At 71.1% G+C, this 19052-nt stretch carries 17 protein-coding genes; 6 read left to right on the top strand and 11 right to left on the bottom strand.

Annotated elements, in window-relative coordinates:
• Positions 1–56: 56 nt before the first annotated feature.
• Complete coding sequence (locus AB0C46_RS22025) at positions 57–791, top strand: A24 family peptidase (protein WP_362829671.1); 735 nt, start codon at positions 57–59, stop codon at positions 789–791.
• A gap of 295 nt (positions 792–1086) precedes the next feature.
• Here the strand turns inward: AB0C46_RS22025 and mgrA are convergent, their stop codons facing one another.
• A complete protein-coding gene (gene mgrA, locus AB0C46_RS22020; RefSeq protein WP_362829670.1) occupies positions 1087–2118 on the bottom strand; it encodes an L-glyceraldehyde 3-phosphate reductase in 1032 nt (343 codons plus the stop codon).
• Positions 2119–2258: 140 nt separating this feature from the next.
• On the opposite strand from mgrA, the gene AB0C46_RS22015 reads away from it, so the two are divergent.
• The 4 genes from AB0C46_RS22015 to AB0C46_RS22000 all read left to right on the top strand — a co-directional run bounded on the left by AB0C46_RS22015 (position 2259) and on the right by AB0C46_RS22000 (position 7778).
• Complete coding sequence (locus AB0C46_RS22015; RefSeq protein ID WP_362829712.1) at positions 2259–3038, top strand: isoprenyl transferase; 780 nt, start codon at positions 2259–2261, stop codon at positions 3036–3038.
• 597 nt (positions 3039–3635) lie between these two features.
• Positions 3636–4958 (top strand): PhoH family protein, encoded by a 1323-nt coding sequence (locus AB0C46_RS22010; protein ID WP_362829669.1) that lies wholly within the window; start codon positions 3636–3638, stop codon positions 4956–4958.
• A 443-nt stretch (positions 4959–5401) separates the two neighbouring features.
• Positions 5402–6100: a transglycosylase SLT domain-containing protein gene (locus AB0C46_RS22005; protein ID WP_362829668.1), complete on the top strand. Its 699-nt coding sequence runs from the start codon at positions 5402–5404 to the stop codon at positions 6098–6100.
• 124 nt (positions 6101–6224) lie between these two features.
• Positions 6225–7778 (top strand): AI-2E family transporter, encoded by a 1554-nt coding sequence (locus tag AB0C46_RS22000; RefSeq protein WP_362829667.1) that lies wholly within the window; start codon positions 6225–6227, stop codon positions 7776–7778.
• Positions 7779–7857: 79 nt separating this feature from the next.
• Here AB0C46_RS22000 and AB0C46_RS21995 read toward each other — a convergent pair whose 3' ends face one another.
• Entirely contained in the window at positions 7858–8391 is a 534-nt protein-coding gene (locus AB0C46_RS21995; protein WP_129244225.1) for an alkyl hydroperoxide reductase, read from the bottom strand.
• Between the two features lie 32 nt (positions 8392–8423).
• Positions 8424–8978, bottom strand: coding sequence for a peroxiredoxin (locus AB0C46_RS21990; protein WP_006603399.1), 555 nt, complete (start codon positions 8976–8978; stop codon positions 8424–8426).
• Positions 8979–9110: 132 nt separating this feature from the next.
• Here AB0C46_RS21990 and AB0C46_RS21985 point away from each other — a divergent pair, with 132 nt between their 5' ends.
• Entirely contained in the window at positions 9111–10070 is a 960-nt protein-coding gene (locus tag AB0C46_RS21985; protein WP_362829666.1) for a LysR substrate-binding domain-containing protein, read from the top strand.
• Positions 10071–10073: 3 nt separating this feature from the next.
• Here the strand turns inward: AB0C46_RS21985 and AB0C46_RS21980 are convergent, their stop codons facing one another.
• The 8 genes from AB0C46_RS21980 to AB0C46_RS21945 all read right to left on the bottom strand — a co-directional run bounded on the left by AB0C46_RS21980 (position 10074) and on the right by AB0C46_RS21945 (position 18986).
• The gene (locus AB0C46_RS21980) at positions 10074–10703 is read right to left on the bottom strand and encodes a Uma2 family endonuclease (protein ID WP_362829665.1); all 630 of its coding nucleotides are present in this window, start codon (positions 10701–10703) and stop codon (positions 10074–10076) included.
• 147 nt (positions 10704–10850) lie between these two features.
• Positions 10851–11450: a dihydrofolate reductase family protein gene (locus tag AB0C46_RS21975; protein WP_362829664.1), complete on the bottom strand. Its 600-nt coding sequence runs from the start codon at positions 11448–11450 to the stop codon at positions 10851–10853.
• Between the two features lie 57 nt (positions 11451–11507).
• Positions 11508–13907, bottom strand: coding sequence for an FtsX-like permease family protein (locus AB0C46_RS21970; RefSeq protein WP_362829663.1), 2400 nt, complete (start codon positions 13905–13907; stop codon positions 11508–11510).
• An 8-nt stretch (positions 13908–13915) separates the two neighbouring features.
• Complete coding sequence (locus tag AB0C46_RS21965; protein ID WP_362829662.1) at positions 13916–16366, bottom strand: FtsX-like permease family protein; 2451 nt, start codon at positions 16364–16366, stop codon at positions 13916–13918.
• A complete protein-coding gene (locus AB0C46_RS21960; protein WP_362829661.1) occupies positions 16363–17052 on the bottom strand; it encodes an ABC transporter ATP-binding protein in 690 nt (229 codons plus the stop codon). Before AB0C46_RS21960 ends, AB0C46_RS21965 begins: the two co-directional genes overlap by 4 nt.
• Entirely contained in the window at positions 17049–17573 is a 525-nt protein-coding gene (locus tag AB0C46_RS21955; RefSeq protein WP_362829659.1) for a PadR family transcriptional regulator, read from the bottom strand. Before AB0C46_RS21955 ends, AB0C46_RS21960 begins: the two co-directional genes overlap by 4 nt.
• A gap of 178 nt (positions 17574–17751) precedes the next feature.
• Entirely contained in the window at positions 17752–18018 is a 267-nt protein-coding gene (locus AB0C46_RS21950; protein WP_362829658.1) for a hypothetical protein, read from the bottom strand.
• The gene (locus tag AB0C46_RS21945) at positions 18015–18986 is read right to left on the bottom strand and encodes an SPFH domain-containing protein (protein ID WP_362829657.1); all 972 of its coding nucleotides are present in this window, start codon (positions 18984–18986) and stop codon (positions 18015–18017) included. Before AB0C46_RS21945 ends, AB0C46_RS21950 begins: the two co-directional genes overlap by 4 nt.
• Between the last annotated feature and the right edge of the window lie 66 nt (positions 18987–19052).

The following is a 19052-nucleotide window of genomic DNA, read 5'->3' as shown; positions in this document are numbered from 1 at the left end:
AGCACATCCAGGGCCTGTCCGATGGGTCAGGGTCGGACAGGCCCTAGGGTCGACGCGTGTCAGTGATGCTGATGGTTCTCGCCGCCGTCTACGGGGCCGCGGCCGGGCTGCTCATACCGCGGCCCGCCCACCGGATGGCCGTCGAGCCCGAGGAGGAGTGGCGCGCGGTCTGTCCCGGGGGGCATGCGATCACGGGGCCGGCCCGGGGCTGGCTGGGGCGCGGGCGCTGCCCGGACTGCGGGGCGTACGGGCCGGGTCCGCTGCCGACGGCGACGGTCACCGCACTGGTCTGCGCGGCCCTGGCGGCGGCCACCGGGCCACGGCCGGAACTCGTCGCCTGGCTGGTGATGGCACCGGTCGCGGTGCTGCTGACCGCCGTCGACTGGCGGGCCCGGCGCCTCCCGGACGCGCTGACGCTGCCGCTGGCCGTGGTGGGCGTGGCGCTGCTGGGGCTCGGCGGCTGGCTCACCGGAGAGACCGGGGCGTGGCGGCGGGCCCTCCTGGGCGGGCTGTTCCTCGGCGCCTTCTACCTCCTGCTCTACCTCGTCAACCCACGGGGCATCGGGCTGGGCGACGTCAAGCTCGCGGTCGGGCTGGGGATCGCCCTTGGGTGGTACGGCTGGCGCACCCTCGTCGTGGGCGGCGCGGCGGGGGTGCTGATCGGTGCGCTCTACGCCGCGGGGCTGCTGCTCGTACGGCGCGAGGCGCGGAAAGCAGCCATGCCACTGGGGCCCTTCATGATCATCGGGGCGTTCTGCGGGGTGCTCCTGGGCGCTGCCGCGGCGGCCTGACCCACCCCTGGGCCGGAGCCTCCGGGACACCCGGCCGCACCCGAGCCACGCCGCCGCGCGCGCCGGTGCACGCAGCACCCCTCCCGCGGGGTTATGGTGGAAACCCCCCCTCGGGCCGGTCCGTATCCCCCCCACGGACCGGCCCGCTTTTTTTGTGCGCGCACCGGCGACGCCTGCCGCACCGCCGGATCCCGGAGGTATTTCCGGCCACCGGGCGAGGGCGGGCTCGGCGGCCGGGGTCGGACCGGCGGCCGGGAGCGGACCGGCGGCCAGGGCCTGTCCCCGGGGGCTTCCCCTAGCGCCGCGCCCAGATGTTCACGCCGTCCGTGGTTTTGGCGAACTCGTCGATCTCGGCCAGCTCGGCCTCCGTGATCACGGGGGCGTCCAGGGCCGCGATATTGGCCTCCAGCTGGGCGACGCTGCTGGCGCCGATCAGGGCGGAGGTCATCCGCTCGTCGCGCAGCACCCAGCCCAGGGCGAGCTGGGCCAGCGACTGGCCACGGCGGGCAGCGATCTCATTGAGGCCACGGAGCCGGCGGACGACCTCGTCGGACAGCAGATTCGGGTCCAGGGACTTGCCCTGGGCAGCGCGCGAGCCCTCGGGGATGCCGTGCAGATACTTGTCCGTCAGCATGCCCTGTGCCAGTGGCGCAAAAGAGATGCAGCCCATGCCCTCCGCTTCGAGGGTGTCCAGCAGCAGGTCGTCCTCGGTCCAGCGGTTGATCATGGAGTACGAGGGCTGGTGGATCAGCGCCGGTACGCCCATGGCGCGCAGGATGCCGGCCGCGTCCCGGGTCTGCTCGGCGCTGTAGGAGGAAATGCCGGCATACAGGGCCTTGCCCTGCTGGACGGCGGACGCCAGCGCGCCCATCGTCTCCTCAAGCGGGGTGTCGGGGTCGAAGCGGTGCGAGTAGAAGATATCGACGTAATCGACACCCATCCGCTGCAGTGAGGCATCCAGCGATGAGAGGAGATATTTCCGCGAGCCCCATTCGCCGTACGGGCCGGGGTGCATCAGATATCCGGCCTTCGTCGAGAGAATCATCTGGTCGCGGTAGCCACGGAAGTCCTGTGCAAAGATCTTGCCGAAGTTCAGCTCGGCGGACCCGGGTGGCGGACCGTAGTTGTTGGCCAGATCGAAGTGGGTGACACCCAGGTCGAAGGCGCGGCGCAGGATGGCCCGCTGGGTGCTCAGGGTGCGGTCGTCCCCGAAGTTGTGCCAGAGTCCAAGGGAGATAGCGGGGAGTTTGAGTCCGCTGCGGCCCGTTCGCCGGTACTTCATCGAGTCGTAGCGGGAATCCGCTGCACGGTAGTCGGTGCCAGTCATGCTCATCTCCCTATCACGTACCTGTGACCTACCTGATTGGGCTGTCGAGACAGCCGAGAAGTAAAGTTGCCCACTTGAGGCGACGGGGCGACCGCCATTGGCACGGAGGGGCTGGACCACACATGCTGCGATCTTCCGGGATGCGCATCCCGTATCCGCCTGCACTGCGCAATCTGGTCTATCGGCTGTACGCGCGCAGGGTGGAGGGTCGCCTGGATCACACCCAGGTGCCCAAGCACATCGGCGTCATCCTGGACGGCAACCGGCGCTGGGCGCGGGCCGACGGGCGGACGACCGAACAGGGCCACCAGGCCGGCGCGGCCAAGATCGGTGAGCTGCTCGGCTGGTGCGAGGAGACCGATGTCGAGGTGGTCACGCTGTGGCTGCTGTCGACGGACAACCTCGACCGGCCCGAGGCCGAGCTCAAGCCGCTGCTGGGCATCATCGAGAACACCGTCCGGGATCTGGCCGCCGACGGCCGCTGGCGCGTGCACCACGTCGGCAACCGCGATCTGCTGCCCACCGCCACCCAGCGGGTGCTCAAGGAGTCCGAGCAGGCCACCCGCGACAACACCGGTGTGCTGGTGAATGTCGCGATCGGCTACGGCGGCCGGCAGGAGATCGCCGACGCGGTGCGCTCGCTGCTGCTGGAACACGCCGAGCGCGGCACCTCCTTCGAGGAGCTCGCCGAGGTCGTCGACATCGACCTGATCTCCGAGCACCTCTACACCCGCGGCCAGCCCGACCCGGACCTGGTGATCCGTACGAGCGGGGAGCAGCGGCTGTCGGGCTTCATGCTGTGGCAGAGCGCCCATTCGGAGTACTACTTCTGCGAGGTCTTCTGGCCGGCGTTCCGGAAGGTCGACTTCCTGCGCGCACTGCGCGACTACGCCGCCCGGCACCGGCGCTACGGCTTCTAGGGCCGGTCCGATGGGTCAGGGCCGGACAGGCCCTGGGCCGGGTCCTCCCGAGTCACTCCCGTTCCACCAGGCGCGTTACACCCCATACGCCCTTTTCGTCCCTGATATCCCCTGATATCCCCTGATGTCACAGGACGTCACCAGGCCCCGCCGGCCCATGCACCGCTGGCGGGGCCTCTTCTGACGCACCTTTCTCTCAGGCATCACCCGAATGCCGCCGCCGCTCCGCGATCATCCGTCACTCAAGGTTCATCGGCTGTGCGTCATATGCCGTGGCATGGCGACGAGGGTTCGAGGGAATATCCCTTCCAGGTCGGCGTCAGGAACAAGCCATCAGGCGCCGCATCTCAGCGGACGGCATGGGGCCGTCCGCCCGGGAGGCCCTTTGCACATCACGGAGGTCCGTGCGTACCGCACGGTCGACGCGGAGGGCCGGCGCTCGGCCCGCGCATCGTGGCCCGAGCCCGGTCCGGTCACTAGATGGCCGGGGGTCCCGGGGACGCCGCCCAGCAGCAGCTGGGAAAGCGGTGGCCCCGGGAGTACACCGCCCCGCGACGCCGTCGCACCCCAACCTCATCCGAGGGGGTTCGTCCACCCGTGGTGAACATCAAGCAGCGCCGTGAGAACGACCGGCGCACTTATGTCCTCGACACCAGTGTGCTGCTGGCAGACCCAGGCGCCATGGCCCGCTTCGACGAGCACGAAGTCGTGCTGCCGGTCGTCGTGGTCACCGAGCTGGAGGCCAAGAGGCACCACCCCGAGCTCGGCTATTTCGCGCGGCAGGCGCTGCGCCTGCTGGACGAGTACCGGGTGCAGTTCGGGCGGCTGGACTCGCCCATCCCCATCGGGGATCTCGGCGGGTCACTCCGGGTCGAGCTGAACCACTCCGACCCCGGGATCCTGCCCGCGGGCTTCCGGCTCGGCGACAACGACTCACGGATCCTCGCGGTGGCGCGCAATCTGCAGGCCGAGGGATATGACGTCACGGTCGTCTCCAAGGACCTGCCGCTGCGCATCAAGGCGTCCTCGGTCGGGCTGCTGGCCGAGGAGTACCGCGCCGAGCTGGCGATCACCGACTCCGGCTGGACGGGGATGGCCGAGCTGACCCTCTCCGCGGACCAGATCGACGATCTGTTCGCCGCCGAGACCGTCCACGTACCGGAAGTCTCCGAACTTCCGGTGCATACCGGACTTGTGCTGCAGTCCGAGCGCGGCAAGGCGCTCGGCCGGGTCACCTCGGACGGCGCGGTCCGGCTGGTGCGGGGCGACCGGGAGGTCTTCGGGATCCACGGCCGCAGCGCCGAGCAGCGGATCGCGCTGGATCTGCTGCTCGACCCGGACGTCGGCATCGTCTCGATGGGCGGGCGGGCCGGTACGGGCAAGTCGGCGCTGGCGCTGTGCGCGGGCCTGGAGGCCGTGTTGGAGCGCCGGCAGCACCGCAAGGTGATGGTGTTCCGCCCGCTGTACGCCGTCGGCGGGCAGGAGCTGGGCTATCTGCCGGGCAGTGAGGCGGAGAAGATGAGCCCCTGGGCACAGGCCGTCTTCGACACGCTGTCCGCGGTGACCACCAAGGACGTCATCGAAGAGGTGGTGGGGCGCGGCATGTTGGAGGTGCTGCCGCTGACCCATATCCGCGGGCGGTCGCTGCACGATGCGTTCGTCATCGTGGACGAGGCCCAGTCACTGGAACGGAACGTCCTTTTGACGGTTCTGTCCCGTATCGGCGCCAACTCCCGGGTGGTGCTGACCCATGATGTCGCGCAGCGCGACAACCTCCGGGTCGGGCGGTACGACGGTGTGGTCGCGGTTGTCGAGAAGCTGAAGGGGCATCCGCTCTTCGCCCACGTCACGCTGAACCGCTCGGAGCGCTCGCCGATCGCGGCGCTGGTGACCGAAATGCTGGAGGAAGGCCGGATCTGACCGGTGGTGCAGACGACGCCGCCCGGCGAAGCCAAGGAGCTTAGCCGGGCGGCGTTGTGCTGCGAGTGGATATCCGAAAATCGTTTGCCGTAAACGAGGTGTGAGCTTTCACACCTAGCGGGGAATTGATTCCCGGCGTGCCGGTCGGGCAGAGTCTGGGTCCTGTCAGGCCCCGCATACGGCAGCATCAGCACCCCATGGGGGTGCCCCCGGTCGAACGAAGGTGAGACTGGGGGAGGCGTGGAACGAACTCGAACTTCATAGCGACAGCCGTATGCCGCCCGAGCACCACGCGGACCCCGAGGGGGACGTACCGGGCCAGTGCCTCCCGTGACCAGCCGGACCCACCCGTTCAACCGGGCCCGGAACAAGGGGAGACCAGCGCCAGGGGCACGATTGCGTCCGCGAGGTCACCTATGCGGTCGATGCTGGAAGGAAAACGTGTGAGCCGGATCTCGGTCCGGGGATTCGCCGTGGCATCCGCCACCGCGGTCACCACCGTCGGCGCCGTCGTCGGCGTCGCTGCAGGCAACGAGCCCGCCTCGGTCGGCAACACCGAGGCCACCGCTGCCGATGCGACGATCGCTGACATCCCCGCAGGCGCACAGGCCCAGGTGCAGACGGCTTCCCTGACGCAGCAGGCGGACGACCAGTCCACCCAGGCGAATGCGGCAGCCCTCAAGTCCGCGCAGGAGTCGGCCCGTAAGGCGGCTGCTGAGACCGCGAAGAGCAAGAAGGACGCCGCGGACGAGGCGAAGGCGGAGAAGGACGCCAAGAAGCGCGAGAAGACGCTGGCCGCGTCCCGCTCCGCCACGCGTGACGCGACCGACTTCGCCGTCAAGGGCTCGTACTCCGTCGCCGAGACGCAGGCCATGGCGCGCCAGATGATGGCGAAAGACCAGTTCCAGTGCTTCAGCAACATCGTGGACCACGAGTCCACCTGGAACTACCAGGCCACCAACGCCAGCTCGGGCGCCTACGGGCTCGTCCAGGCGCTGCCCGGCTCCAAGATGGCCTCGGCCGGAGCCGACTGGCGGACCAACCCGGCCACCCAGATCAAGTGGGGCCTGAACTACATGAACGACCGTTACGGCAGCCCGTGTGGTGCCTGGTCGTTCTGGCAGGCCAACAGCTGGTACTAGGCCGTAGGCCGCACCACAGCACTTCCGAAACCCCCGAACGCGCCCGCGTCGGGGGTTTCGCGCGTGCTGCACAGGTAACGTCGTGCCGTCAGGTTGTGGCGCGTGGGAGGGGAAGAGGAAGGACATGTCCAGATTGCCTCAGTGGGTCGGTGGCCTCGGCGCCGGTCTGACGCGGCTCTCGCAGCGGCTGGAGGAGCAGCGCCGCCGCGCGGAGACCGAGATGGGGGTCCCCCCTGGCGGGAGTCCGTCGGACTCCTCGGGGGAGGCGGGCGACCCGGATGAGCTGAGGCGTGCCGGGCGCGCGGACGCACCCGCGGTCGACGGCTCGGCGGTCGATGGCTCGGCGGTCGACGGCCCGGCGGGCGACCGTCCGGTGGGCACGCTCACCGTCCCCCGTACCCAGCTGCCCAAGGCCGTGGACGGTGTGCCGGGGCCCGGGTCGGAGCAGGTGCCGCAGGCCGCCGCGGGCGGTCCGCCGGAGTCGGTGCCCGCACCGCCCTCCTACGCCCCGGCCGTCGCGGCCCGTCCCGACCCCGTCGACGCGGTGCCGTGGGGCGTGCGGGTCGCCGCCGAGGCGGGCTGGCGGCTGCTGGTGCTGGCCGCCACCCTGTGGGTGCTCGCGCGCGTCATCACCACCATCGAACTGGTCGTGCTGGCCTTCATCGCGGCGACGCTGATCACCGCGCTGCTGCAGCCCACCGTGGGATGGCTGCGCCAGCGCGGGCTGCCGCGCGGGCCGGCCACCGCGCTGACCTTCATCAGCGGGTTCGTGGTCATGGGCCTGGTCGGCTGGTTCGTGGTGTGGCAGGTCCAGGACAACATCGACTCGGTCTCCAGCCGCATCCAGGAGGGCATCACCGAGCTCAAGGGCTGGCTGCTGAAGAGTCCGTTCCATGTGACCGAGAGTCAGATCAACCACATCGCGAAGAATCTGCAGGACGCGGTCGGCGCCAACACCGAGGCGATCACCTCGGCCGGTCTGGAGGGCGTCACCGTCGTCCTGGAGGTGTTCACCGGCATCCTGCTGGCGATGTTCACCACGCTCTTCCTGCTCTACGACGGCCGGCGGATCTGGAACTGGCTGCTCAGGCTGGTCCCGAGCGCGGCCCGCGAGGGCGTGGCCGGGGCCGGGCCGCGGGCCTGGCGCACCCTGACCGCCTATGTGCGCGGCACGGTCGTCGTCGCCCTGATCGACGCGATCTTCATCGGCATCGGGCTCTACTTCCTCAATGTGCCGCTGGCCGTCCCGCTCGCCGTCTTCATCTTCCTGTTCGCCTTCATCCCGCTGGTCGGCGCGGTGGTCTCGGGCGCGCTGGCCTGTGTCATCGCACTGGTCGCCAACGGGGTGTTCACCGCCCTGATGGTGCTGGCGGTCGTGCTGGCCGTCCAGCAGATCGAGGGCCACGTCCTGCAGCCGTTCATCCTGGGCCGGGCGGTCCGGGTCCATCCGCTCGCGGTGATCCTGTCGGTCGCCGCGGGCGGGCTGATCGCGGGCATCGGCGGCGCGGTGGTCGCGGTTCCGCTGGTGGCGGTCACCAACACGGTGGTCGGCTATCTCCGTTCCTACTCCAGGGAACAGGCGCTGCGGATGTCGGTGGCCCCGCGCGGCGCCACCGCGATCGGGGTGGCCCCGACGCCGCCCCCGGCGCCCCGCCCGGCCGAGGGGCCCGCGGAGTAGCACCACCCGGACGCACGGAACCCCCGCAGACACGAGGTCTGCGGGGGTTCTGTCTGCGGGTGTCCGCGCGTACCGGGGATTACTCGGCGAGCGCGGCCTCGGCGTCCAGGGTGGCGCCGACGGCCTGCAGGACGGACGCGATCTTGACGGCCTCCTGGATCGTCTCGCGGTCCACACCGGCCTTGCGGAGCACCTGCTCGTGCGAGTCCAGGCACATACCGCAGCCGTTGATGGCCGAGACGGCCAGCGACCACAGCTCGAAGTCGACCTTGTCCACGCCCGGGTTGCCGATGACGTTCATCCGCAGACCGGCGCGCAGGGTGCCGTACTCCGGGTCCGACAGCAGGTGCCGGGTCCGGTAGAAGACGTTGTTCATCGCCATGATGGCGGCGGCCGACTTCGCGGCGGTGTAGGCCTCGGCGGAGAGGTTGGCCTTCGCCTCCGGCTCCAGCTCGCGCAGCACCTTCGGCGAGCGCGAGGCGATCGCGCAGGCCAGCACGGTGCCCCACAGCTGCTGCTGCGGCAGGTCGCTGTTGCCGATGACCGAGCCGAGGTTCAGCTTGAGGTCCTTGGCGTAGTCCGGGACCGCGGACTTCAGTTCGTCGAGAGCCATGTCAGATCTGCCTCCAGTTCGCTAGCTGCGGTTCACTCGCCCGAGAGCAGCGCGACCGGGTCGAGGGTGTCCTCGCCCTTGCTCCAGTTGCACGGGCACAGCTCGTCGGTCTGCAGGGCGTCGAGGACCCGCAGAACCTCCTTGGGGTTACGGCCGACGGAGCCGGCGGTCACCATGGTGAACTGGATCTCGTTGTTCTGGTCGACGATGAAGACGGCGCGCTGCGCGAAGCCGTCCTCGCCCTCGATGCCCAGGTCGCGCATGAGCTCGTGCTTGGAGTCGGCGAGCATGGGGAAGGGCAGGTCGGTCAGGTCCGGGTGGTCCTTGCGCCAGGCGTGGTGCACGAACTCGGAGTCGCCGGAGAAGCCGAGGACCTGGGCGTCACGGTCGGCGAACTCGTCGTTCAGCTTGCCGAAGGCGGCGATCTCGGTCGGGCACACGAAGGTGAAGTCCTTGGGCCACGCAAAGACGATCTTCCACTTGCCCTCGTAGGTCTTGTGGTTGATCTGCTCGAACTCCTGGCCCTTTTCCAGCGAAACGCAGGCGGTCAGGTCGAACTCGGGGAACTTGTCACCGACAGTGAGCACGTACTCTCCTTGTTGCGCAGAAAGTCCCTTTTGGGGCCTTTCCTTGAGGCTTGGACGGGTTACACAGTGGCACAGCAGGCATTGATAAGGGAAATAGCTAGACTGGTTGATGTTGATCGGAGGTGGTTATCAGTGGCTTCACCGGTGAGTCAGGGCGGCCGGCCCCGCCAGCCCAGCCTGGCCCAGCTGCGGGCGTTCGCGGCGGTGGCCGAGCATCTGCATTTCCGCGAGGCGGCGGCCGAGATCGGGATGAGCCAGCCTGCGCTGTCCGGGGCGGTCTCCACGCTGGAGGAGACCCTCGGAGTGCAGCTGCTGGAGCGTACGACGCGCAAGGTGCTGCTGTCGCCCGCGGGGGAGCGGGTGGCCGCTCGGGCCCGTGTGGTCCTGGAGGCCGTCGGGGATCTGATGGAGGAGGCGGAGGCGGCCCGCGCGCCCTTCACGGGGGTGCTGCGGCTCGGCGTCATCCCGACCGTCGCACCGTATCTGCTGCCGGCCGTGCTGCGGCTGGTCCATGACACCTACCCCGACCTGGACCTCCAGGTGCACGAGGAACAGACCGCCTCCCTCCTGGACGGTCTGGCCCACGGGCGCCTCGACCTGCTGCTGCTCGCCGTCCCCCTCGGCGTCCCCCAGGTCGCCGAACTCCCGCTCTTCGACGAGGACTTCGTCCTGGTCGCCGCCAAGGAGCACTGGCTCGGCGGCCGTGGTGACATCCCGCGCCAGGCCCTCCAGGAACTGGATCTGCTGCTGCTCGACGAGGGCCACTGCCTACGGGACCAGGCCCTGGACATCTGCCGGGAGGCCGGCCGCGACGAGAACACTCCCGTGACGACCAGCGCGGCGGGCCTGTCCACCCTGGTGCAGCTGGTGGCCGGCGGACTCGGCGTCACCCTCCTGCCCCGTACCGCGCTGCGCGTCGAGACCGGCCGCAACGACCAGCTCACGACCGGCTACTTCGCGGACCCGGCCCCCTCGCGGCGCATCGCCCTGGCCATGCGGACGGGCGCCGCCCGCCAAGAGGAGTTCGAGGAGTTCGCGGAGGCGCTGCGGGGGGCGTTGCGGGGGTTGCCGGTGCGGATCGTGCAGGGGTGAGGGTCAGGGGCGCTGCGGAGTGCGACGCCTGGCATCGTCCAGGGTCTGGGTCACGTCCAGGGTGACTTCGGCACCGATGGACTCCGGGAGGGTGACCTTCTCCCCGGCTACATGGATGCGGTGTACGGCGTAGCCGTCTTCCATGGGCTCGGTGAGGACGTGGAGGCGTTCGTGCTTGCGGTCGACGATCACATACACCGGCACCCTCGCGGAGCCGTAAGCGGTGACCTTCGTACGCAGGTCGTTGGTGTAATTGCCGGAGGTGATCTCAAGGACCATGCGGAATGCCGCTGGGTCACAGCACTCGTACTGGATGATGCGGTCTTCGATGTCAGCGTCCACTACGCAAAGGTCCGGCACGGCGAAGTTCTCCGGGCCGTCCGGCAGCCACAGGCCGAGACCTTCGAGGATTTCGGTTTCGCCGCCGTCCAGGCCGGCCGCGACGAAGGGGCACCTGAGGCGGGACAGCCCCTTCGCGTGGGCGGGGTCGGGGGGTGGGGTCACAGTGAGGACGCCTCCGAGGATCTCGACGCGGTGGCCAGGGAGCTGCTTCATGAGCTGGTCGGCCTGTTCGAGGAGCGTCAGGGGCCGGTGTTCACCCGCGTACGGACCCTCGGCAGCTGCTGCGGACATTGCACGCCTCCCGTTGCCTGGTGCCGAGGTCATCATCGTAGGCCGGGCGCCCGCACACGTCTCGTCCGAGAGCTTCACCCCTTCGTGGGGTCACTCTGCACGATGCGCCGCCGGACGCCCGCTCCATGAGGCCGGGAGCCGCAAGGCTTACCCCACCGCCGCCCGCGTGTACGTCAGGAAGGCCGCGCCGCTCTGGAGGACGGTGTGTTCGGTCAGCTCCCAGGTGCGGGGATCGAAGGCGGTGTCCCGGGAGAAGAGCGGGATGCCGCTGCCGAGGGTGAGCGGGCTCAGCTTGACGATCAGCTGGTCGATCTCCGGGTAGAGCACACCGGCGAGTTCGCTGCCGCCCAGCAGCCAGATGTCCTTGCCGTCCGCGTTCTTCAGCTCGCGCGCCTTCGCCACCGGGTCGGTGGCCACCAGTTCCACCGCCGGGTCCGGGCTCTCGGTCATGGTCCGGGAGAAGACCAGATGCCGCAGGTGGGGGTAGGCGTCGGTGAGGCCGGCCCGGAGGCCGATCTCGTAGGTGCGGCGGCCCTCCAGGACGGTGTCGAAGCGGGTGCCCTCGTCGGTGATGCCGAGCGCCGACCGGGCCTGGACGGGCAGGATTTCCGGGAGTTCGGCGGCCAGGTGCTTGACGTAGTCATCGGCGATCGGCCAGAAGCCGTCCGGGCCCGTGGGGTCCGCGCCGTCGGGTCCCGCGATGAAGCCGTCGAGTGAGGAAGCGATGCAGTAGACGAGTCGGCGCATGGAGGGCCCCCCTTGGGCAGTTGGTGTGCACTGCTGCGCCGGAATGATCTCGCAGATTCACTCCGTACGCAGGCCATCCGGCCGCATCAGGCGCCACAACAGCGGCAGGGAGAGCGCGGTGACGCCCAGGATGACGGCCGCCGCGGTGCCGCTGAGGGTGAGGAGGGCCCACCGGTCGAGCCGGAGCGGGCGGTCGATCATGTGGAGGAGCAGTGCGCCGAGGGACAGCCCGCAGCCGACCGCCAGGGCCAGGCCGAGGGCCACCGGGACGGCCGTCTGCCACAGCACCGAGCGGCTCAGCACGGCGCGCGGTGTGCCGAGAGCTGCCAGGGTGGACAACATCCGGGCCCGGTCGCGGAGTTGCTCCAGTGCGGTGATCAGCAGGCCGCAGCCGATGAGCAGCAGCACGGCGGCGGCGCCGGCGGTCAGACCGTGGCGGTACACCGTGACGACGTCCTCGGTGCCGTCGTGGGCGGTGACCACGTCGGTCCCCACGGCGATCCGGGCGGCCGTGTTGCGGACGTGTTCGATCGCGTCGGGGGTCTGCGGGTCGAGCCGCAGCAGGACGGCGATCTCGGGGTGGCGCAGCAGCGTCGCGTCCAGTGCCTCGGGGGTGGCGAACACACCGGGGCCGGTGAAGGTGGGCATGCGGTCGCGGGTCACGGCGGTGGCGTGGCGGGCGTTCCGCGGGACGGACCAGACGGCGGGCGCCCGGTGGTCGTCCTGGCTGCCGACCGGGTCGAGGGCGAGCCGGGTGCCGGGGGCCGGCAACGGAGTGGAGCCCTCGTAACCCGTGACGAGGAAGACGTCGCCGCCGGAACAGGCGCCGATATGGGCGAGCCGGCGCAGGGTGCCGCAGTCGGCGATGGTCACCGGATACGGCTCGGGGTCCGGGCGGTCCTCGGGGGCGGTGTGTGCCTGGGCCCGGTGGTGGCGGACGGAGTCCGCATAGCCGGAGACCAGGACCTGCGTCTCGCGGACACCGGGGGTCGCGCGCAGCTGGGCGGACATCTGCGGGGCGCGGGCGGCGGGCACCGTACCGGCATGCGCGTCGACCTCGGTCCAGGCGGCCGGGTGGCTCAGCTCGGGGAAGCTCTGGGCGCCGGTCAGCAGCACCTGCACGGCGACCGCGCCGGCCACCGCCACGGTGATCCCGCTGACCGAGCGGCTGGCCGCGGTGCTGTTCAACTGCAGCCGCCGTACGGCAAGGTGCCAGGACTGGCCGCCGAAGCCTGCGCGGCCCAGGCGGGCCACCAGGGCGTCCAGCAGCCAGGGCAGCAGGGCCGCCACCCCCAGCAGAAGCAGTGCCATCCCGAGCACCACCTGGGCGTTGGCGGCGTCGCCGGAACCCAGCCCGCCGATCGCCTGCGGCAGCAGCAGCGCCACCCCGGCGGCGGGCAGCAGCATCCGCCACCACAGCCGGCGGCGCAGCGGCGGTGCCGTACGGGTCACGCCCAGCGGCTCCACGGCGACCCGCCGCAGGGCGAACAGGGTGACGCCGACCGAGCAGAGCGGGACGGCCGACACGATGCAGCCGACGAGCGCGGCGTCGGGCACCACTTCGGCGGGGAAGACTCCGAGGTTGAAGAGCGAGAGGCCGGCGAGCGGGGCCCGGACGGCCAGGAACAGCGCGGCGCCGGTGAGCAGACCGAACAGCGCACCGGCCAGCGCCTCGCCCGCGGCGATCCGCCGGGTGGTGGCCCGGTCGGCGCCCACCAGCCGGAGCGCGGCGAGCCGCCGGTCGCGGCGCTCCCCGCCGAACCGCACCGCAGTGGCGATGAAGACGGCGACGGGGGCGAGCAGCGCGACACAGCTCACGAGGATGACCAGCACCAAGAGAGGGCTCGCCCGGAACGGGGTGCCGTGGTCCCCGAACGTGGTGATCCGTTCGACCCCGTTGCCGGGCCGCGGCAAGGCGTCCGTGCCTTGGTAGAAGAAGAGTTCGCCGGGCCGGGTGAGGCCCTTGTCGCCGATGGTGGCGGTGATCCGCAGATGCGGGAAGCGGCCCTTGAGCAGCGCACCCTCGGGTGAGGACAGCAGGTCCGCGAGGGCGGGGGAGACGGCCAGTTCGCCGGGGCCCGGCAGCCGGGACAGGCCCGGGGGGACGGGGGCGTGCGGCCCTTCGGCGGCCAGGATCCGGCCGTACAGCGGCAGTCCGCGGTAGGCACCGTAGGAGGAGGCGGTCAGCAGCGACCGGTCCGAGGGGCCGGTCCCTTCCGGGACGGGCACGACGGAGCGGGCCGACCTCCGGTTCGTGTCGGCGTTCAGCGCGTTCGGGACGGCGGCCGCCAGCAGCAGGACCGCGACGCCGAGGCCGACGCCGAGCGCCGTCAGGGCCGTACGGATCCAGCCCTCGCGGCCGCCGGTGACGGCGAACCGGGCACCCATGGCGAGGTCGGCGCACCAGCGGCGGGCGGCCCGGCCCCGGGTGCGGTCCGGGCGGGAGGGGTGGGGCATGGCCGGGCTCACTCCGTCCGCAGCCCGTCGGGCCGCATCATCCGCCACAGCGGCGGCAGGCTCAGCGCCGTCACGAAAAGGATCACGCCGCCGCCGGCGCCGGTCATCCCCGCCACCACCGGTACGTCCACCGTCACCACGCTGTCGATCATCGTCAGCAGCAGCGCCCCCAGCGACAGCCCGCAGCCCAGCGCCAGGCCCAGGCCGAGCACGACCGGGAGGGCGGTCTGCCACAGCACCGACCAGCCCAGGGTGGTGCGGCGGGTGCCGTACGCATCGAGGGTGGACAGCAGCCGGCGGCGCTCGTGGAGCTGTTCGACGGTGGAGATGATCAGGCCCGAGCCGATCAGCAGCAGGGTGACGACCGCGCCGGCGAACAGGCCGTTGCGGACGCTGGAGTACTGCGCGTCATGCGGATTGTCGACCGCGGAGGACTCGTTCATCGTCGGGTCGATATGGGCCGCGGTGTTGCGGAGGTGCTCCACCGCGTCCGGGGTGCCACGGTCGAATGCGACCTTGAACTCCATGGTGGGGGCCTGGAACCGGCCGATGTCGACCGTGGACGGGGTGGCCAGCAGATCGTAGAGGACGTGGTCGGGGGCGCGGCCGGGGTGGCGCAGCCGGGTTTCGCGGGCCGTCGTGGGGATCTTCCAGAGCTCCGGCGCCACCGGATCGTCCTCGGTGTCCGGGGGGTGGAGATCGACGGTCGCGCCGGGGGCGAGGGCGGTGTCCCGGCCCGGGGCGCCGGTGAGGAACACCTCGCCGTCCCGGCAGGAGTCCAGCCGGGCCAGCGCGCGCAGCTCGGCGCAGCTGCCGACGGCGATCGTCGCGTAGGGGGCGGCGGTCCGGGAGGGCCCGGCAGTGGTCCGGGAGTGTCCGGTGGCGGGCGGCCGGGTGACGTTCGCGTCGATGGTGCCGCGGACCCCCGTCACCCCGGGGGTGGCACGCAGCGCGGTGAGCGCCCGCTGGACCTGCGGCCAGTCGTGGGCGTTGCCCCACAGACCGATCCGCGGCAGCTTGCCGGACTCGGCGTACGCCTGGGCGTAACCGTTCTGCATTCCGGTCATCAGCATGTGGATCGCGATGGCGCCGGCCACCGCGACGGTGATGCCGCTGACCGCGCGGGTGGCCGAGCCGCTGTTCAGCTGCAGGCGGCGGACGGCGAGTTGCCAGGAAACCGGGCCGCCGTGCAGCCGGCCGACCACCGCGTCGACCAGCCAGGGCAGCAGCGCGGTGACACCGAACAGCAGCAGCGTCGCACCGGCCGCGAGCCGGAGGGTGTTGAACGGGGTGTCGGTCCACGGGGATTCCGCGGTCAGCGGCACCAGCAGCAGGGCGCCCACGGTGGGCAGCGCCACCCGCCACCACAGCCGGCGGCGGACCGGCGGGCGGTTGCGGACGACACCCAGCGGCTCGACGGTGACACCGCGCTGTGCGAACAGCGTCACCCCCACCGCCGCCATCGGCACGAGCACGGCGATCAGCGCCACGGCGAGCGGGCCCGGAGCCACGTCCGAGGGGAAGACATTGATGTCCCACAGCGTGATCGCCGGAGCGAACTGCCGGCCGCCCAGGAACAGCGCCCCGCCCGCCACCAGCCCCAGCAGCGAACCGAACAGCACCTCACCCGAGGCGATCCGGCGGGTCGTCCGGACATCGGCGCCGACCAGCCGCAGCGCGGCCAGCCGGCGCTCCCGGCGTTCGTTGCCGAACCGTACGGAGGTGCCGATGAAGACCATCACCGGTGTCATCAGCGCCACACAGGTCATGATCACGAGTACGACGGCGGGCGCCCGCATCGGGAGCGGGTCCCAGTTCTTGCCGAAGTGGTCGATGCGATAGCCGTCGGGCGCGGCGAGGGTGGCGCTCTGTGCGACATAGGTGAGTTCCCGCGGGCCGCGCAGACCGTCGTCGCCGATGACCCCGGCCACCCGGTAGTCCAGCCGGTCGCGCAGCAGTGCGCCCTCGGGGGAGTCCAGCAGTTCCTTGAGCGCCGGGGAGACCAGCATCCGGCCGGGGCCGGGGAGTTGGCGGATGCCGGGCGGGACCGGCGGATGCGCACCGTCCGGGCGCATCAGGCGGCCGCGGACCGGCATACCGCGGAAGAGGGTGTCGGTCGGGGCGTAGCGCACGGTGTTGTCGGCGGGCGGGGGATCGTGTTTCTGGCCCAGGTTCTCGCGGGCCTTCTCCCGGCCGTGCCAGGAGTCCATCAGGGCCGGCACGGACGCGCCGAGCAGCAGGACGGCCACGCCGAGGGCGACACCGGCGGCCGTCAGCGCCGTACGGATCCAGCCCTCGCGGCCGCCGCCGGCCGCGAACCGCATGCCCATCGCGAGGTCACGGGCCCAGGTCCCGGGGCCGGTGCGCGGGTCCGGGGACGCGGGCCCGGAGGGCGCGCGGTCGTCGCCGGGCCCGCCGCCGCGGCCGTAGCGGCCGCCGTGCGAGCGCAGCAGGCTCATATCAAGCCCGCCAGCATGTCCTTCACTTTGCCGTCGCGGACGACGATCTCCCGGTCGGAGTAGGCGGCGACCCGGGCCTCGTGGGTGACCAGGACCACCGCGGCGTTGCTCTCCCGGGCGGCGTTGGTCAGCAGGGTCAGGACGCGTTCGCCGTTGAGCGAGTCCAGGGCCCCGGTGGGCTCGTCCGCGAAGAGGACCCGCGGCCGGGTGGCGAGGGCGCGGGCGACCGCGATCCGCTGGCCCTGGCCGCCGGATATCTCACCGGGCCGCCGGCCGTGCACGGACTCGACCTCCAGCCGCTCCAGCCATTCGCGGGCCTGCCGCTCGGCCTCCTTGCGCTTGGCGCCGTTCAGCCGCAGCGGCAGCGCCACATTCTCCAGCGCGGTCAACTCCGGTACCAGCTGGCCGAATTGGAAGACGAAGCCGAAGTCGGTACGGCGCAGGGCGCTGCGCTGTGCGTCGCTGAGGCCGGTCAGGTTGTGCGGGCCGTAGTGGACGGTCCCGGCGTCCGGGCTGATGATCCCGGCGAGGCAGTGCAGCAGGGTCGATTTGCCGGAGCCGGACGGGCCCATGACGGCGACGACCTCACCGGGGTGGATGGAGAACTCCGCGCCGTCCAGCGCCGGTGTCGCCCCGTAGGCCTTGTGCAGCCCCTCCGCCGCGAGCAGGGATCCCTCCGGCGTCATGGGCGGACCGCTTCCGCCAGCTTGTCCAGCCGTGCGGCGGTCAGCTCCAGCCAGCGCAGATCGGCTTCGAGGTGGAAGAGCGCATGGTCGCAGATCAGCTGGTCGGCGAGGTCACCGGTGCGCTTGCGCTCGGTCAGTCCGCGCATCAGCCGCAGATGCTCGGCGCGCTGGGAGTCCAGCAGTTCGGCGGCGTCACGGCCGGTCAGCAGCGCCAGGACGATCTTGGTGTAGAGCGTCGACTGGAGGTACGGCTCGGGCTTCTCCGGGCGGGCCAGCCACCGGGCGACATCGGTGACCCCGGCGTCCGTGATCGCGTACCGCTTGCGCTCCGGGCCGGCGCCGGCCTCCACGGCGTCCACCTCGACCAGGCCGTTCTTCAGCAGCCGGGACATCGTGGAGTAGACCTGCCCGTAGTGCAGCGGACGGTCCTGGCCGAAGTGTTCGTCGAAGGCCCGCTTGAGGTCGTAGCCGTGGCGGGGGCCGGACTCCAGAAGACCCAGCAGCGTATGACCGATTGACATGCCGACCACCCTACTCGTGGGTGTATCGCTGGTGTATACGCGCGCTGCATAGCGGCCTGCGCAGGCGAAGGAGCGGCGTACGCAGGCGAAGAGCGGCATGCGCAGACGAGGAGGCGGCGCGGCCGGCCCAGGGGCCGGTCCCGCACGGCGCGTCCGCATACCGCGCCGGGCGGGTGCGTCAGTCGCCGTCCGGCTCCTTCGGCGGCCGTCCGCGTCGCGGTATCGCCCCCGCTCCCCGCGGCAGCCGGCCCGCCTCGGTCAGTGCCTTGCGGAGCAGGAACTCGATCTGTGCGTTGGCACTGCGCAACTCGTCGCCGGCCCAGCGCGCCAGCGCGTCATGGATCAACGGGTCCAGCCGCAGCAGCACCTGCTTGCGCTGCTGCGGCCGTCGCGCGGGGGTCCGCTCGCTCTCGGCGCCGGACCCCTCGGGGGCGTCGGCACTCACTGGTAGAGCGAGCCCGTGTTCAGGACCGGCTGGGCGGCCCGGTCGCCGCACAGCACCACCATCAGATTGCTCACCATGGCTGCCTTGCGCTCCTCGTCCAGCTCGACGATGCCCTGCTCGCTGATCCGTGCCAGTGCCTGCTCGACCATGCCGACCGCACCCTCGACGATCTGCTGGCGGGCCGCGACCACCGCACCGGCCTGCTGGCGCTGGAGCATCGCGGAGGCGATCTCGGGGGCGTAGGCGAGGTGGCTGAAGCGGGACTCGATGATCCGTACACCGGCGGCCTGGACCCGTACGGTCAGCTCCTGGGCCAGCTTCTCGGTGATCTCCTCGGCGTTGCCGCGCAGGGACAGGGCGTCCTCGTCGTGTGCGTCATAGGGGTACTCGATCGCGATGTGCCGGACGGCCGCCTCGGTCTGGGTGGCGACGAACTCCAGGAAGTCGTCGACCTCGAAGAGCGCCTGGGCGGTGTCCTCGACCTGCCAGACCACGATCGAGGCCAGCTCGATCGGGTTGCCGTAGGCGTCGTTGACCTTCAGTACCGCGGTCTCGTGGTTGCGCACCCGGGTGGAGATCTTCCGGGCGGAGGTGAGCGGGTTGACCCAGCGCAGTCCGTCGGTGCGGATGGTGCCGACATAGCGCCCGAAGAGCTGGATGACGCGGGCCTCGCCGGGCGCGACCATCTTCACGCCGGTCATGCAGAAGAACGAGGTGAGCAGCAGCAGGACGCCGACGATGATCATCGGTACGCCGACCGCCTTGTCGCCGCCGTCGCCGAGGATGCCGCCGATGACGATCAAGGCGATGCCCAGTGCCACCCCGAGCACGGTCAGCAGCAGGGCGAGACCGCCCGGAATGCTGTGCGCCGGGACCTCGCGGACCTGTGGTCTGGGCATCTCGGGGGCGTCGACGGTGAGGTCGCCGCCGGGGCCGTCGGTGCGGTCGGCCGGTGTCTGGTCGGACATAGGGATCCCCGTTTCTCCAGGTGCGGCACGTGATGTCCGCCGCAATTGGTGATGTCGCTGGTCTAG

Origin of the sequence: Streptomyces sp. NPDC048637, from assembly GCF_040650675.1 — a bacterium.
Lineage (GTDB): Bacteria > Actinomycetota > Actinomycetes > Streptomycetales > Streptomycetaceae > Streptomyces.
Note: the sequence above shows the minus strand (reverse complement) of the source record. Positions and strands in the feature narration are given on the sequence as shown.

Coding starts and splice junctions, on each gene's coding strand:
- mgrA (WP_362829670.1), bottom strand. CDS start 2,118: ATGACTGGCACCGACTACCGTGCAGCGGATTCCCGCTACGACTCGATG.
- AB0C46_RS22015 (WP_362829712.1), top strand. CDS start 2,259: ATGCGCATCCCGTATCCGCCTGCACTGCGCAATCTGGTCTATCGGCTG.
- AB0C46_RS22000 (WP_362829667.1), top strand. CDS start 6,225: ATGTCCAGATTGCCTCAGTGGGTCGGTGGCCTCGGCGCCGGTCTGACG.
- AB0C46_RS21995 (WP_129244225.1), bottom strand. CDS start 8,391: ATGGCTCTCGACGAACTGAAGTCCGCGGTCCCGGACTACGCCAAGGAC.
- AB0C46_RS21980 (WP_362829665.1), bottom strand. CDS start 10,703: ATGTCCGCAGCAGCTGCCGAGGGTCCGTACGCGGGTGAACACCGGCCC.
- AB0C46_RS21975 (WP_362829664.1), bottom strand. CDS start 11,450: ATGCGCCGACTCGTCTACTGCATCGCTTCCTCACTCGACGGCTTCATC.
- AB0C46_RS21970 (WP_362829663.1), bottom strand. CDS start 13,907: ATGCCCCACCCCTCCCGCCCGGACCGCACCCGGGGCCGGGCCGCCCGC.
- AB0C46_RS21965 (WP_362829662.1), bottom strand. CDS start 16,366: ATGAGCCTGCTGCGCTCGCACGGCGGCCGCTACGGCCGCGGCGGCGGG.
- AB0C46_RS21960 (WP_362829661.1), bottom strand. CDS start 17,052: ATGACGCCGGAGGGATCCCTGCTCGCGGCGGAGGGGCTGCACAAGGCC.
- AB0C46_RS21955 (WP_362829659.1), bottom strand. CDS start 17,573: ATGTCAATCGGTCATACGCTGCTGGGTCTTCTGGAGTCCGGCCCCCGC.
- AB0C46_RS21945 (WP_362829657.1), bottom strand. CDS start 18,986: ATGTCCGACCAGACACCGGCCGACCGCACCGACGGCCCCGGCGGCGAC.